Raw genomic sequence first — 13,696 nt, forward strand, 5'->3', positions numbered from 1 at the left:
AGCAACGAAAGATGCTCCAAACTGTCAGTGAAGTTTTATTGGCTGGATTATCCTATGCTATACTAGCGAAAAGCATGCGTAACGCTGGAGATATCGCTTACTTGAGACAATCACTTATCATGAAAAAAGGGGGAGTTGAGCTAATGAAAATTCGCTCCATTGAACCAACACCAAGTCCTAATACCATGAAGCTGACGTTAGATGAACAGCTTCCGAATGGTGTTCAACATAATTTTACCCAAAAAACAAAAGGACAGGCCCCGCAGTATATCCAAAAGCTGTTAGGTATTGAAGGAGTGAAAGGGGTTTTTCAGGTTGTAGACTTTATTGCATTAGAACGATTGTCAAATGCAGCTTGGCAACCAATACTAGCAGAAGCGAAAGAGATATTGGGTGCCGAAGAAATGAGTAGCAATGATTGGGCTCATAATCAGGAAGAAGCACCTGCCTTTGGCGAATTACAAGTATATGTACAAATGTTTAGAGATATTCCTATGCAGGTAAAGGTTATTGCAAATGGAGAAGAAACCCGTACGGGACTTCCAGAACGGTTTGCAAAAATGGCCATGCAGGCTGGAGTTAGTTCCCCGAACTTAATTACAGAGCGTCAGTGGGTTGAGCAAGGCGCACGTTATGGAAATGCAAAGGAAGTCGGTGAGGAAGTAGCACAGGAATTAGATGCTGCTTATGACGAGGCGCGTTTACAAGCGTTACTGCAGGTAGCATTAGCTCAAGGGGGACAACAGGAGCTGCCAAAACCACAACCACTGCTAAAGGTGACGATAGAAATGTTTACCGATCCTGATTGGCGTAAACGCTATGCTGTATTAGAGCGAATGGAGCCAACGGAAGAAGACCTCTCTCTGATGAAAAAAGCATTGGAGGATGAGAAAGCGTCTATACGTCGCTTGGCTGTTGTTTATTTGGGGATGATTGGGACAGAAGAAGTTCTTCCTTTGTTGTATCTAGCCTTACGGGATGCTTCACCTTCCGTTAGAAGAACAGCAGGTGACACCTTATCTGACTTAGGGAATCCTAAAGCGATCCCAGCGATGATCGAAGCTTTGCGTGATTCCAATAAATTAGTTCGTTGGCGTGCTGCTCGTTTTCTATATGAAGTAGGCGATGAATCAGCCTTGCCAGCTCTACACCAAGCTGAAGAGGATAGGGAGTTTGAAATTAGCTTGCAAATTAAATTAGCTATTGAGCGAATCGAGGGTGGAGAAGAAGCAAGCGGGACAGTGTGGCAACAAATGACGAACCGCTCAAGAGAGTAGAGGGGGGGAAATCATATGGGGAAAAAAGGTTTAGCAATCGGGCATAAAGCTCCAGATTTTGCACTGGAATCCACCAAAGGAACGATCAGGCTAGATCAATATGCGGGTAAGCCTTTGCTTCTTTTATTTATTCGGGGAACCTGGTGTCCGAATTGTCGTAGACAGTTGGAAGCCTTACAGACGGCCTGTACTCGTTTTGACAAGCTAGGTGTACCTATTGTTATTATTGCGGGTCAAAAATTACAAAATCTCATGCAGTATGCCGATAGCACCAAGCTGCCATTTCCCATGCTCTCAGATTCAACTCGTGAAGTAATAAAAGCGTATGAGGTGTTTACTCCTATCAAATGGGATTCTTTTCGGATTGCTGTTCCGAGCGCGTATTTATTGGACAAGGAACAGGTTATCCGCTATGCCTATATCGGCAGTTCTCAGTTTGACAGACCAGGCGTAGAGGAATTGCTAGAGGAAGTGCAAAGACTCATAGCGGAGCCATAGCAAGCCCCAATCATAAGTTGAAAAAACGGTAGTAGTAAAAGGCGTTCGTGTTGTTACGAGCGTCTTTTTGTGTTGAAATCAGATTATTTCTTTTACAACATGGATTAGAGAAGTACATCGCTAAACAAACTATTGGTAAGCTAGGTAAAATGGTCTTTGATTGATTCAAGACTAGCTGAATAGACAAGATTGTTTTCTTTATGCATAAAATATTCACCCGTAGAAAGATACTTTATATAGATTCCTCATTGGCCACCAGCCTTTTCCGTCATTTCCAGCATCTGTGCTCCAAGTGATATTATCATGAAAATATCACCATCGTTTGATTACATTTGTATATACATGAATAAACGAATCCACTATAATAATAAAAAGTTTTCACTGAGGGCATGAGCCGAAAAGCGCATTAGGACAAGAAAATATACCGTTGATGGTATGAATGATTATGCAAAAATTCGATTTCTTACTCTAATGGTAAAGTGCTTTTCCTTGAGAACCTCGTGAAGAAAGATCGAAATGATTTTTTGCTATTTGAAAAATGAGGAGTGTAAACCGATGAAGCGATTTCCCATCCGTTCCCTCTGTACTATCCTGCTTCTGTCTTCCGTGCTAGCGGGGTGTGGTGTAGTTAGTACAAACAGTTCCGATTCAACTTCTAAACCTGAAAAGACAGCAAATGCTGGAACGAAGGAACAGAAATTACGCCTCAATATTAAAACCGAACCGCCAACTGCTGACCCAGGTTTAGCACAGGACGCCATTTCCATGGCTGTTGCCCGCTCCGCCTTTGATGGCTTGTTCCGTTTGGGCGAGGATGGCAAGCTGCATGAATCAGTAGCAGAGAGCTATACGATTTCAGACGATTTGAAAACCTATACATTCAAATTGCGCAACTCTACATGGTCAAATGGTGATGCGGTTACCGCTAAGGATTTTGAATATGCTTGGAAACGTGTCCTAGATCCGAAAACAGGCTCTGAGTATGCCTACCAGCTTTATTATATTAAGAATGGTCAAAAGGCCAATGCCAAAGAGGTAACATTAGATCAAGTAGGTGTAAAAGCGCTTGATGATAAGACACTGGAGGTACAGCTAGAAAATCCAACTCCTTTCTTCCTGGAGTTACTGTCCTCCGTGACCTACTATCCAGTGAACCAGAAGGTGGTAGAGGCTAATGAGAAATGGGCAAATAATGCGTCCACACTAGTTGGAAACGGCCCATTTATCATGAAAGAATGGCAGCATAAATCTAAGATTACATTTGAGAAGAATCCGACGTATTGGGATAAAGCGAATGTAAAATTGGAAAAGTTAGAGTTTAACATGATTGAGGATTCTACAACAGAATTGAGCATGTATGATAACAACGAGCTAGATTGGTCTGGTTCTCCCCTAGGAGATATTCCGTCAGATGCGATTGGTGCATTAAAAGATAAATTGCATACCCAAGCGACCGCGGGAACGTACTGGTATGTATTTAACACCAAAAAAGCTCCATTCAACAATAAAAAAATACGTCAAGCATTTGCCTATGCGATCAATCGTCAGGCACTGATTGATAACATTGTGCAAACGGGGGGAACAGCGGCACTTGGAATCCTACCTCCATCCATGTCATTAAACCCTAGTGGTTATTTTACAGATAATAATATTCCGAAAGCGAAACAACTGTTAGCAGAAGGCTTAAAAGAAGAGAAGCTGACAAAATTACCGGAAATCGAGCTTTTGTATAATACGGATGAGTTACATGCAAAGCTTGCGCAAGCTATACAGGATCAATGGCGCAAAACCTTGAACGTAGAAGTGAAACTGAAAAACATGGAGTTAAAAGTAGTACGTGAAGCGATGAAGGAAGGCTCCTTCCAAATTGCACGTGCTAGTTGGATTGGTGATTTTAATGATCCAATTAATTTTTTGGAGGTATTTAAAGCAGAAGGTGGTAGCAACAAATCTGGATGGTCTAACCCAACATATACCGAGCTTTTAGCCAAGTCTTCAGCAGAAGGTAATCAGGAGAAACGTAGGGAGCTATTAAAACAAGCTGATACGATGCTCATGAATGAAATGCCAGTCACTCCGATCTACTATTACACATATAAATGGTTACAAAAGGATGATGTGAAAGGCGTAGTCATCGACGCACTAGGCTTCGTCGATTATAAATACGCCCGTCGCGAGTAGAAAGGGAGCGAGATGCTTGCGTCCGGTTATCGGGATCGCTAGTTCCAAAATGTATGTTTCAGACAATCGTGTGGATCATTTTTTCTACACGAGTCATTGTTACGTGGAAGGCATTATCAGAAGCGGAGGAATACCGCTTCTTTTGCCGTTAATACACGAGGAATTCTATCCAATTGCTGAGATGCTTGAGGCTGTGGACGCTGTGCTTTTGACTGGTGGCGTTGATCCTGCCCCTCATCTCTACGGAGAAGCTCCTCATCAACGGCTTGGTGAAGTGGACTACGAACGTGATCAAGCCGAGCTCCGACTAATCCGTGCTCTATTACGTGCACGTAAGCCGATGCTTGGAATATGCAGAGGGGCACAAATGATAGCTGTAACAGTCGGGGGTAGCCTGATTCAGGATATCGAGTGTGCATATCCAAACGCGTTGCAACATCAGCAAATTGGTTCAAAGCAGTACGGCTCTCACTACATTCAGGTGTCAGATGGCTTTTTAAAGAGGGCTTTACGATCTGAAACCGTTTTAGTCAATAGCTCTCACCATCAGGCTGTTAAAACATTGCCTACAGGTTACCGTGTGACGGCTGTGGCTCCTGACGGGGTCATTGAAGGCTTTGAAAGCGAAGATGGTCGCACAATTGCAGTCCAATGGCATCCTGAACGTATGTGGATGCATGACGAACAAATGCTTGGGATTTGTAAGGCGTTTGTACAGCTAGTGAACCAGCAAACAGAAGCATAAGGAAAACGAAAGCGCGTGAACAAGGAACGAGGGATTCCTTTGTTTACGCGCTTTTTTGCTAGATATAAAGCGTAACATAAGGGAAAAGTTTGTTAGGTTCTATGCACAAATCGACTAATTTTGGGCAATCTAAAAAAAACATTTGACAAAAGGTTTAGTTGTAACTAAAATAGTTACAAGAAGAGCGGTTGTCCAATGACTTGATCTGATCTGATTTATTCAAATGAGCACCGTGTTTGATATTTGATTCCTAAATAAGGAGGCCTATACTATGAAAATCGCTATTATTGGAGCAACAGGAAGAGCAGGAAAATTGATCATGCAAGAGGCATTGCAAAGAGGTCATGAAGTGACAGCTATTGTACGCGATGCATCTAAGCTTGATCAAAACCAAAAGGTAGCTGTACTACAAAAAGACATATTTGACCTAACTACTCAGGATTTAAATAAATTTGATGTTGTTGTTAATTCCTTTGGTGCAAAACCAGGCGAAGAACATTTACATGTGGAAGCAGGAAATGTTTTGATTGAAGCGCTAAAAAATGCTCCACAAACAAAGCTATTTGTAGTTGGAGGAGCGGGAAGCTTGTTTGTAGATGAAGCGAAAACGGTTCGTCTATTTGAAACACCAGAATTCCCTAAAGAATATTTGGCTACAGCGACAAATCAAGGCAAAAATCTAGAGATTCTAAAGCAATCCAATCTACCTCAATGGACTTTCTTGAGCCCATCAGCCATGTTTGAACCAGGTGAGCGCACAGGGCGTTATCAAAAAGGGGAAGACAATTTATTGGTAAATGCAAAAGGTGAAAGCTCTATCAGCATGGAGGATTATGCGATTGCAGTACTAGACGAGCTTGAAAATCCACAATTTGTAAACAAACGTTTCACTGTTGCGTCTGTATAACTTGACGCCATTAGGGCAATGTTTTGAGTAGCATTATTTTTTCTAACAACAGGGAGGCATCTACCATGGCAAAAGATTTCTATACAGCAGTTGAAGGAAGACGTTCTATTTATGGTATCAGCAAAGAAGTAAGCATCTCAGATGATAAAATCAAAGAAATCATCGAATTTGCCCTAAAGCATACGCCATCTTCATTTAATTCCCAAACAGCTCGCATTGTGCTTCTATTAGGAGAACAACATGATAAATTGTGGAATTTGACAGAAGCAGCATTGCGTAAGGTAGTTGGGGATAACAACTTTGCTCCAACTGAAGAAAAAATGAAATCTTTCCGTAATGGTTACGGAACAGTGCTTTTCTTTGAAGACCAACAAGTTGTAGAGCAATTGCAAAAGGATTTTGCGCTTTATAAAGATAACTTCCCTATTTGGTCTCAACAATCTTCTGGTATGCATCAATTTGTTATCTGGACTGCTCTTGAAATGGAAGGCTTAGGAGCTACCTTGCAGCATTACAATCCATTAATTGATGAAGACGTGAGAAAAGAGTGGAATACTCCAGCTCATTGGAAACTAATTGCTCAAATGCCATTTGGTCAACCAACAATGGCTCCTAACGAAAAAGAATTCAAACCACTAGATGAGCGTTTTAAAACATTTAAATAAGCAACACAGCAACATATAAGAATGTAAGATTTCCTTGATCGTAATGAACAGTGTAGTGGAGAAAACCTAAAAAAAGATAAATGGGAGCTACCTAACCTTGTGGGTAGCTCATTTTTTTTTGTCTGCATGCTTATCTCTATTCCCATCCACCTAACATCGCGTTATAATGAACAAATCTTTGAGAATGAATCGATGTCAATGGAGTAAAGAAGGATGAATGTGAACACAGAAACAAACAAATATCAGCGTCAAACTCTATTTCAAATTACGTGGCCGATCTTCTTTGAATTAGCGCTACATATGGGGATGGGGATTATTGCAACTCTGATGCTGAGTCATTATTCCGATGACGCAGCTACAGGTGTAGGCGTGGCAAATCAGCTCTTAAATATTTTTATTTTAATTTTTAACGTGACGTCAATTGGTGCGACTATTTTGATTGGTCAAAGACTAGGAGCTAATCAATTAGATCAGGCAAGACAGCTAGCACGATCTGCTTTTGGCTTAAATTTTTGGTTTGGAATGGTTGTTGCTGCAATTGTAGTAATATTTGGTAAACAATTCCTTGGTCTTTTTGAGCTTGAAGGAGATGTTCTTACCTATGGACTTTTGTTTGTACAAATTTGTGGGGCGTCCTTGTTTCTAGAATCAATTGCCTTAGCTTTAAGTGCTGTACTTCGCAGTCATGGATATACGAAGGACTCCTTGATGGTTACCCTGTTGATGGACATGATTAGTGTAGGTGGTAATGTTATCGCGATTACCGGTATTTTTGGATTGCCTATTACGGGAGTGACTGGCGTAGCTTGGGCAATGGTGGTCGCACGTGCCTTTGCAGTGGGTGCTTTGATATATTTGGTTTTTCGTCAGCTTGCTTTACGTATTCGATTTAAAGATATCTTTATTGTAAGAAAAAAGGACATCCAAGGCCTTTTAGCGATTGGGATTCCTTCGGCTGGTGAAAATTTGTCCTACCAGCTATCACAAGTAATCATTACAGGATTTATTGCGATGATGGGAACTGCATCGCTGGCAGCACGTGTCTATGTATTGAATATTTCTATGATCTGCTATCTATTTACATTAGCGATTGCACAAGGTACACAGTTGCTGGTGGCCCGTTATATTGGCGGGAAACAATACGATCAGGCATTACGTCGAGGGATGCGCACCTTAAAAATTTCAATGTGTGCCTCGTTTGCCACGACACTGATTATCGCATTGTTAGGCTCGCCGATCTTACAAATGTTTACGACTGACCCAGCTATTATTGCTGTAGCCCTCCCTGTTTTGTGGATTATGGTCCTTACCGAAACAGGTAGAGCGATGAACATTGTTTTAATGGGTTCGTTAAAGTCCGCTGGTGATGTTCGATTCCCTGTAATCATCGGCATTTTTGCGATGTGGGGGATTGCGGTAGTCTTTAGTTATACGCTTGGTATCTATTTTGGACTTGGTTTGCTTGGGGTATGGATTGCACAAGGAATGGATGAATGGTTCCGCGGGTGCTTTGCCATGCGTAGATGGGTAAACAAACCCTGGGATACTACTCAAAATGCAAATAGCCCAACGAAGTGAATTGAATCGTTACACCCAGTGTTCTATAATAACAATAGAATCGGATGAGAATATATGTTTGGGTGAAGCGACTATGAAAAAATTTATTCATGTGGACATCGATGCATTTTATGCTAGCGTAGAACAACTGGATCATCCAGAATGGCGGAATCAGCCTGTCATTGTGGGAGGCACCGGCAATCGGGGCGTAGTAGCTACCTGCAGCTACGAGGCCCGTTCGTTTGGTGTGCGTTCTGCTATGCCAGTTGCTCTTGCACGAAAAAAATGTCCACAGGGTATTTTTGTTCCATGTCGCTTCGCTCGTTATCATGAAAAATCCGAGGAAATTAGACGGATTTATACCGAGTATGCGGAATTGTATCAGCCCATCGGACTAGATGAAGCTTACTTAGATGTGTCCCATTACGAAAACGCAGTTCCCATTGCCAAAGAGTTGAAAAGACGTATTAAACAAGAAACGGGCCTTACCTGTAGTATCGGGTTATCCTACAATATGTCTCTAGCCAAAATCGCCAGTGATTTGAAAAAACCAGATGCTTTTGTCATTATCCGTGCGGAAAATGCTTTGGATGTTCTGGCTCCGTTACCAATTAGTGTTTTACATGGTGTAGGTAAAAAATCGCAGGAGGTTTTATCTAAAAAGGGGATTGAGACAGTTCGAGATTTGTGGGAGCTGTCTGTAGAGGAAATGGTTCAACTATTTGGCAAGTGGGGACATGCGCTATACGGGCGTTCACGCGGAATTGATCAACGAGAAATTGAAATGGATCGCCCTGTAAAATCCATTAGCCGTGAAACCACCCTAGTGTACGATTTGCAGGAGCGTGACCGAATCGCTGAAATTGCCCGTGAATTACTTGCTCATATAAAAGAAGAAGCGGAGCAGGAGGGGGTACATCCTCAAACCCTCACGCTAAAAGTAAGATTTACTGACTTCACAACAAAAAGCAAACAGCGTAAAGTAATGTCAGGAACATCCTGGGAGGAATGGTTAGAATTTTTATTGGACGAATTTGATTTCTCAAGCGGCGTTAGATTGATTGGTGTCGGCTTTTCTAATTTTCTGCGGAAAGAGGAACAGAAGGAAAGATTTGAACAGCTTAGTATTTTTTCACTCCCCGCTTGGAAAGAAGGAATGTAACATGAGTAAGACTATTGTTTATTATGATGAGCATTGCAAGATGTGCTGCTTTATTCGTGAACGGTTAACTAGTTTATTGTTACCTGGGAAAAAGCATCAGATAGAGTGGCGTCATTACGAGGAAGCGCCTGCTTGTGATTTACAGGATAAAGCATGCGGAGAAGCAATGGAGGTCCTTCTTCCCTCAGGAGAACGTCTGCGAGCATTTTATGCAGTGAGAAAATTGCTTGCCCTTACTTATTTTTGCTGGTTATCCCCGTTCTTTTATTTGCCCGGTGCTGCTTATTTCGGTGAAAAAGCATATGCTTGGGTTGCCCGAAATCGATATCATTGGTTTGGAAGAACAGAGGAATAAACGAGATGGCTGATACGAATCGGTTTCATTGCTGTGCGACATGTCAGCATTTTTGTGTGCACAAGGGTGGTCAGGGTGATAAAACCACGTACTCCTGTGGTAGGCTCGGGTATGAGACGAAGCCTTCCTATCGTTTTGATTGTTGGCGGCCAACAGAGCGGGTTTGCAAATTAATTGAAAAAGAGAACCTTTCTTTATAGCAGATTTGATTTTGTTTTGCAACAAGCCTTCCAAATATGGTATAGTTAGTCCCGATATCTCGTTCGTGGTGCATGCAAGACCAGTGAACGGTGAACGGGAGGTACGGGCATTTGCTGTTACAGAAGTTAACCCCAAATGAGTATGTGGAATCCATCTTTTCCATTAATATAGATGAACTCCGAAAACGTAACATCAAAGCGGTAATCACTGATTTGGATAACACGTTAGTTGGATGGGATACACCTGATGCTACTCCAGAGGTAATGAATTGGTTTAAGCGTTTGGATGAAGCAGGAATTCAAGTGACGGTTGTATCCAATAATAATAAGGCAAGGGTTTTACACTTTTGTGAACCCTTACAATGCCACTATATTCCAGCTGCGCGAAAGCCTACCAATCAGGCGTTTAAACGTGCGATTGAAATTATGAATGTTCGCATTGAGGAGACAGTCGTTATTGGAGATCAATTGTTTACAGATGTGCTGGGCGGCAACCTTTTAGGGTTTCATACCATTTTGGTTGTTCCAGTTAAAAATTCGGATGGTTTTTTTACGCGATTTAACCGGAAAATGGAACGACTTGCCCTGCACTGGATGAGCAAGAAAGGAATGATTTCGTGGTACAACAACAAGAAGTAAATCAGGACTTCGAGGGCCCAGTTAGCTGTGCGGGCTGTGGAGTTGAAATACAGACAGAAAATAAAGCGAAGCCAGGCTATGCACCAGCTTCTGCATTGAAGCGTGAAGTAGTGATTTGTCAGCGTTGTTTTCGCATTAAACACTATAATGAAGTAGCGCCTGTAGAAATGCATGATGATGATTTTCTCCGTATTTTAAATGGAATTGGTTCCACAAAATGCTTAGTGGTTATGGTAGTTGATTTATTTGATTTCCAAGGTTCTTGGCTACGGGGATTGCCGCGCTTTGTTGGACAAAATCCAATCTTGTTGGTCGGAAATAAAGTAGATTTATTACCGCGCAATATTAATCTTAATCGTGTGAAAAACTGGATTCAGCATGAAGCGAAAGAACGTGGTTTAAAGCCGAATGAAGTGGTTCTCGTGAGTGCGGAAAAAGGAACAGGGATTGATGAGCTACTTGCTCGGATTGGTGAATTCCGCAAAGGACGCGATGTTTATATTGTAGGGGTAACGAATGTTGGTAAATCCACGCTGATTAATCGGATTTTACACGATTACGGTGCAGCGGACATGGAAATCACCACATCGCCCTTCCCAGGAACTACCTTAGATAAGATCGAAATTCCTCTAGAGGATGGACGTTCTATATTTGATACACCTGGTATTATTAATCGTGATCAGATTGGTCATCTTGTGTCACCTGAGGATTTACGCAAACTTACTCCGAAATCACGGATTAATCCGCGCGTCTTCCAATTAAACGATAAACAGACGTTGTTCTTCGGTGGATTGGCTCGCGTTGACTATGTAAGGGGAGAACGTCAGCCATTTGCTTGCTATTTGGCTAATGACCTGTACATTCACCGTACAAAATTAGATAATGCGGAAGAAGTGCTGGAGAAGCATCATGGGGAGATGCTTGCCCCACCTTCAGGAGAAGCGGCTAAAGCGTTATTGCCATTTACCCGCTATACGCTAAAAATTGATACAAATGGACCAACTGATATTGTTATTGCTGGGCTTGGCTGGATTGCGCTTCAGGGAAAAGTAAAAGGGGTCGTAGAAGTACATGTGCCAAAGGGTGTAAGTGTCGGATTACGAAAAGGCTTAATTTAATCAAGTCTGTGTCGATCACTTGAACAACAAGCAAGCCCCTTCTTTGCGGAGGGGCTTTTCTAACTTTACTTGGGGGAGGGGTCTTCCTGTTACATAGTAAAACGACAATGGTTGGGCTGTTTGGACGTCCTGTAGGACATTCCTTATCTCCAGTGATGCATAATACGGCTTTTGAACAAAAACAATTGCCATTTGCTTATGCAGCTTTCGAAGTTAATGATGATCAGATTAAAGAAGCGGTCGAGGCTATTCGTGCTTTAGGCATGCGAGGCGCTAACGTCACCATACCGCATAAGGTAGCCGTTATTCCGTATTTGGATAAAATTGATCCCTTGGCAGAACGGATTGGAGCCGTTAATACTATTGTAAATGAAGATGGCACCCTGATTGGATATAATACGGATGGAACAGGGTATGTTCGCTCGTTATTAGAAGAAACAGGGATTGATTTAACAGAGCAGACGGTTACGCTATTAGGTGCTGGTGGTGCCGCTCGCGCAGTTGCATGTACATTGGTAGAACGTGGAGTAAAAGAAATTCGGATTGTGAATCGCTCACTTGAGCGTGCAGAATTATTGGCGATGGCTCTGGGGTCTCAAATCCCTATACGTGTATATTCATTTGCTCATGCGGAGCTAGCAATTCAAGACAGCACCCTTTTAATCAATACGACTTCTATTGGAATGTACCCTCATATTCATGAAATGCCTGTAGATAGAAAATGCTTACGGCCTGATTTAATCGTAAGCGATTTAATCTATAACCCATTAGAAACACAATTGTTACAGTGTGCCAAAGAAATCGGAGCAACCCATCACTCAGGTCTTGGCATGTTTATAAATCAAGGGGCGCTGGCTTACGAACTGTGGACAGGTGAAGCGGCGCCTACTGACAAAATGAGAGAAATTGTGTTGCAGCATTTGCAACAAGGAGGAAATTAAATGCTAACTGGTAAACAAAAACGTTATTTGCGCTCTATGGCTCACCACCTTACGCCTATTTTTCAAGTAGGGAAGGGCGGAGTAAATGAAAATATGGTAAAGCAGATTCAAGAGGCTCTAGAGGTACGCGAGCTTATTAAAGTCTCCATTTTGCAAAATAATATGGATGACAAGCATGCAGTGGCAGAAGATTTGGCAACTGGAGCAGGTGCGGAAATGGTACAATTAATCGGTCATACCGTTGTTTTGTACAAAGAGTCAAAAGAAAATAAAACGATCGTGCTACCATAGGGATTAAAGAAAGCATATGAAACGTATTGGGATAATGGGTGGCACATTTGATCCAATTCATAATGCACATTTATTAATTGCCGAGCAGGCGAGAGAGCAGGCAAAACTTGATGAGGTTTGGTTTATGCCTGCTCATGTTCCGCCCCATAAACAACAGAAAAAAAGTGTAGCAAACGCTATTCACCGAGCAGAAATGGTACGATTAGCAATACGTAATCATCCGCAGTTTCGAATTACGACGGTAGAGCTGGATCGAGAAGGTCCTTCTTACACTGTTGACACGATGCAACAATTAGTTACATTACATCCTACTTACGAGTTCTCATTTATTATTGGAGGGGACATGGTAGAGATGCTACCACAGTGGCATGCCATAGAAGAGTTGGTAAAGCTGGTACGTTTTATTGGATTTCATCGTCCTCACTTCGCACCACAGCCTTCAAGATGGACAACCTATGTGGATTTTATCGAGATTCCGCTTTGGGACCTTTCTTCTACGTATGTCCGCGAACAGATCCAGATTGGAAAAAGTATTCGCTATCTTGTTCCTTCAGCGGTGGAATGCTATATAAAGGAGAGCGGGTTATATGGAGCAGATCCAACATAGAGAAGCCTTGCTTAAGCAGGTTAGAGCTCAAATGCATGAAAAGCGTTACCAGCATACCTTAGGTGTCGCAGAATCAGCCAAAAAGCTGGCCATTCGCTACGGAGCAGATCCGATCAAAGCTGAGTTAGCGGGACTGCTGCATGATTACTGCAAATGCTGGGAGATTTCGCGGCTACGTGATTATCTTCTTCGTTATGATTTACCTCAGGATCTGCTCTCAGGGGATAAAGAATTATGGCATTCTTTTGTAGGAGCGATTGTGGTACAACAGGAGCTACAGATACAGGATGCTGAGATACTGCAAGCGATTCGTTATCATACAACAGGTCGTGAGAACATGTCCTTGCTGGAGAAGGTTGTTTGTCTGGCTGATTACATTGAACCCAATCGCAATTATCCTGGTGTAGAGGACATTAGGTGCCTAGCAGAGCAAGACTTGAATCAGGCGTTAGCACTTGCGCTCGGAGGAACAATACGGTTTTTAATTGAAAAAAAACAGCGGGTATATCCGCTCACTTTGCTTGCTTATAATGATCTTGTAATAGAATGAGGA

At 42.2% G+C, this 13,696-nt stretch carries 15 protein-coding genes; all 15 read left to right on the plus strand.

What is annotated here, in order from left to right:
- Positions 1–143 precede the first annotated feature (143 nt).
- The 15 genes from GOP56_RS22540 to yqeK all read left to right on the plus strand — a co-directional run bounded on the left by GOP56_RS22540 (position 144) and on the right by yqeK (position 13,693).
- Positions 144–1,277 (plus strand): conserved virulence factor C family protein, encoded by a 1,134-nt coding sequence (locus tag GOP56_RS22540; protein WP_163246902.1) that lies wholly within the window; start codon positions 144–146, stop codon positions 1,275–1,277.
- Between the two features lie 15 nt (positions 1,278–1,292).
- Complete coding sequence (locus GOP56_RS22545; RefSeq protein ID WP_101667700.1) at positions 1,293–1,775, plus strand: peroxiredoxin family protein; 483 nt, start codon at positions 1,293–1,295, stop codon at positions 1,773–1,775.
- A 555-nt stretch (positions 1,776–2,330) separates the two neighbouring features.
- Positions 2,331–3,956, plus strand: a complete 1,626-nt coding sequence (locus GOP56_RS22550) for a peptide ABC transporter substrate-binding protein (RefSeq protein WP_003338279.1) — start codon at positions 2,331–2,333, stop codon at positions 3,954–3,956.
- A gap of 16 nt (positions 3,957–3,972) precedes the next feature.
- Entirely contained in the window at positions 3,973–4,701 is a 729-nt protein-coding gene (locus GOP56_RS22555) for a gamma-glutamyl-gamma-aminobutyrate hydrolase family protein (protein WP_163246692.1), read from the plus strand.
- A gap of 271 nt (positions 4,702–4,972) precedes the next feature.
- On the plus strand, positions 4,973–5,608 hold the full coding sequence (locus tag GOP56_RS22560) for an NAD(P)-dependent oxidoreductase (protein ID WP_064018392.1): 636 nt from the start codon (positions 4,973–4,975) through the stop codon (positions 5,606–5,608).
- 65 nt (positions 5,609–5,673) lie between these two features.
- Entirely contained in the window at positions 5,674–6,273 is a 600-nt protein-coding gene (locus GOP56_RS22565) for a nitroreductase family protein (RefSeq protein ID WP_003338276.1), read from the plus strand.
- A 219-nt stretch (positions 6,274–6,492) separates the two neighbouring features.
- Complete coding sequence (locus GOP56_RS22570; protein ID WP_003343138.1) at positions 6,493–7,851, plus strand: MATE family efflux transporter; 1,359 nt, start codon at positions 6,493–6,495, stop codon at positions 7,849–7,851.
- A 73-nt stretch (positions 7,852–7,924) separates the two neighbouring features.
- Positions 7,925–8,992 (plus strand): DNA polymerase IV, encoded by a 1,068-nt coding sequence (dinB, locus tag GOP56_RS22575; RefSeq protein WP_163246694.1) that lies wholly within the window; start codon positions 7,925–7,927, stop codon positions 8,990–8,992.
- 1 nt (position 8,993) lies between these two features.
- The gene (locus tag GOP56_RS22580) at positions 8,994–9,347 is read left to right on the plus strand and encodes a thiol-disulfide oxidoreductase DCC family protein (RefSeq protein ID WP_003338272.1); all 354 of its coding nucleotides are present in this window, start codon (positions 8,994–8,996) and stop codon (positions 9,345–9,347) included.
- Between the two features lie 311 nt (positions 9,348–9,658).
- The gene (locus GOP56_RS22585; protein WP_003338270.1) at positions 9,659–10,186 is read left to right on the plus strand and encodes a YqeG family HAD IIIA-type phosphatase; all 528 of its coding nucleotides are present in this window, start codon (positions 9,659–9,661) and stop codon (positions 10,184–10,186) included.
- Positions 10,165–11,304 (plus strand): ribosome biogenesis GTPase YqeH, encoded by a 1,140-nt coding sequence (gene yqeH / locus GOP56_RS22590; protein WP_121473696.1) that lies wholly within the window; start codon positions 10,165–10,167, stop codon positions 11,302–11,304. The genes GOP56_RS22585 and yqeH overlap by 22 nt, the downstream gene beginning before the upstream one ends.
- Before the next feature lie 107 nt (positions 11,305–11,411).
- On the plus strand, positions 11,412–12,245 hold the full coding sequence (aroE, locus tag GOP56_RS22595; RefSeq protein ID WP_254068507.1) for a shikimate dehydrogenase: 834 nt from the start codon (positions 11,412–11,414) through the stop codon (positions 12,243–12,245).
- Positions 12,246–12,536, plus strand: a complete 291-nt coding sequence (gene yhbY / locus GOP56_RS22600) for a ribosome assembly RNA-binding protein YhbY (RefSeq protein WP_003338267.1) — start codon at positions 12,246–12,248, stop codon at positions 12,534–12,536.
- 16 nt (positions 12,537–12,552) lie between these two features.
- The gene (locus GOP56_RS22605) at positions 12,553–13,143 is read left to right on the plus strand and encodes a nicotinate-nucleotide adenylyltransferase (RefSeq protein WP_101667705.1); all 591 of its coding nucleotides are present in this window, start codon (positions 12,553–12,555) and stop codon (positions 13,141–13,143) included.
- Positions 13,124–13,693 (plus strand): bis(5'-nucleosyl)-tetraphosphatase (symmetrical) YqeK, encoded by a 570-nt coding sequence (gene yqeK / locus GOP56_RS22610; RefSeq protein ID WP_003338265.1) that lies wholly within the window; start codon positions 13,124–13,126, stop codon positions 13,691–13,693. Before GOP56_RS22605 ends, yqeK begins: the two co-directional genes overlap by 20 nt.
- The last annotated feature ends 3 nt before the right edge of the window (positions 13,694–13,696 follow it).

It is taken from the genome of Brevibacillus sp. 7WMA2, assembly GCF_010748895.1.
Classification (GTDB): domain Bacteria; phylum Bacillota; class Bacilli; order Brevibacillales; family Brevibacillaceae; genus Brevibacillus_B; species Brevibacillus_B halotolerans.

What these genes read in the sequence shown, in the direction of transcription:
- yhbY (WP_003338267.1), top strand. Translation starts at nt 12,246, where the DNA reads ATGCTAACTGGTAAACAAAAACGTTATTTGCGCTCTATGGCTCACCAC.
- GOP56_RS22580 (WP_003338272.1), top strand. Translation starts at nt 8,994, where the DNA reads ATGAGTAAGACTATTGTTTATTATGATGAGCATTGCAAGATGTGCTGC.
- GOP56_RS22605 (WP_101667705.1), top strand. Translation starts at nt 12,553, where the DNA reads ATGAAACGTATTGGGATAATGGGTGGCACATTTGATCCAATTCATAAT.
- GOP56_RS22560 (WP_064018392.1), top strand. Translation starts at nt 4,973, where the DNA reads ATGAAAATCGCTATTATTGGAGCAACAGGAAGAGCAGGAAAATTGATC.
- GOP56_RS22545 (WP_101667700.1), top strand. Translation starts at nt 1,293, where the DNA reads ATGGGGAAAAAAGGTTTAGCAATCGGGCATAAAGCTCCAGATTTTGCA.
- GOP56_RS22565 (WP_003338276.1), top strand. Translation starts at nt 5,674, where the DNA reads ATGGCAAAAGATTTCTATACAGCAGTTGAAGGAAGACGTTCTATTTAT.
- GOP56_RS22550 (WP_003338279.1), top strand. Translation starts at nt 2,331, where the DNA reads ATGAAGCGATTTCCCATCCGTTCCCTCTGTACTATCCTGCTTCTGTCT.
- yqeK (WP_003338265.1), top strand. Translation starts at nt 13,124, where the DNA reads ATGGAGCAGATCCAACATAGAGAAGCCTTGCTTAAGCAGGTTAGAGCT.
- aroE (WP_254068507.1), top strand. Translation starts at nt 11,412, where the DNA reads ATGGTTGGGCTGTTTGGACGTCCTGTAGGACATTCCTTATCTCCAGTG.
- GOP56_RS22540 (WP_163246902.1), top strand. Translation starts at nt 144, where the DNA reads ATGAAAATTCGCTCCATTGAACCAACACCAAGTCCTAATACCATGAAG.
- dinB (WP_163246694.1), top strand. Translation starts at nt 7,925, where the DNA reads ATGAAAAAATTTATTCATGTGGACATCGATGCATTTTATGCTAGCGTA.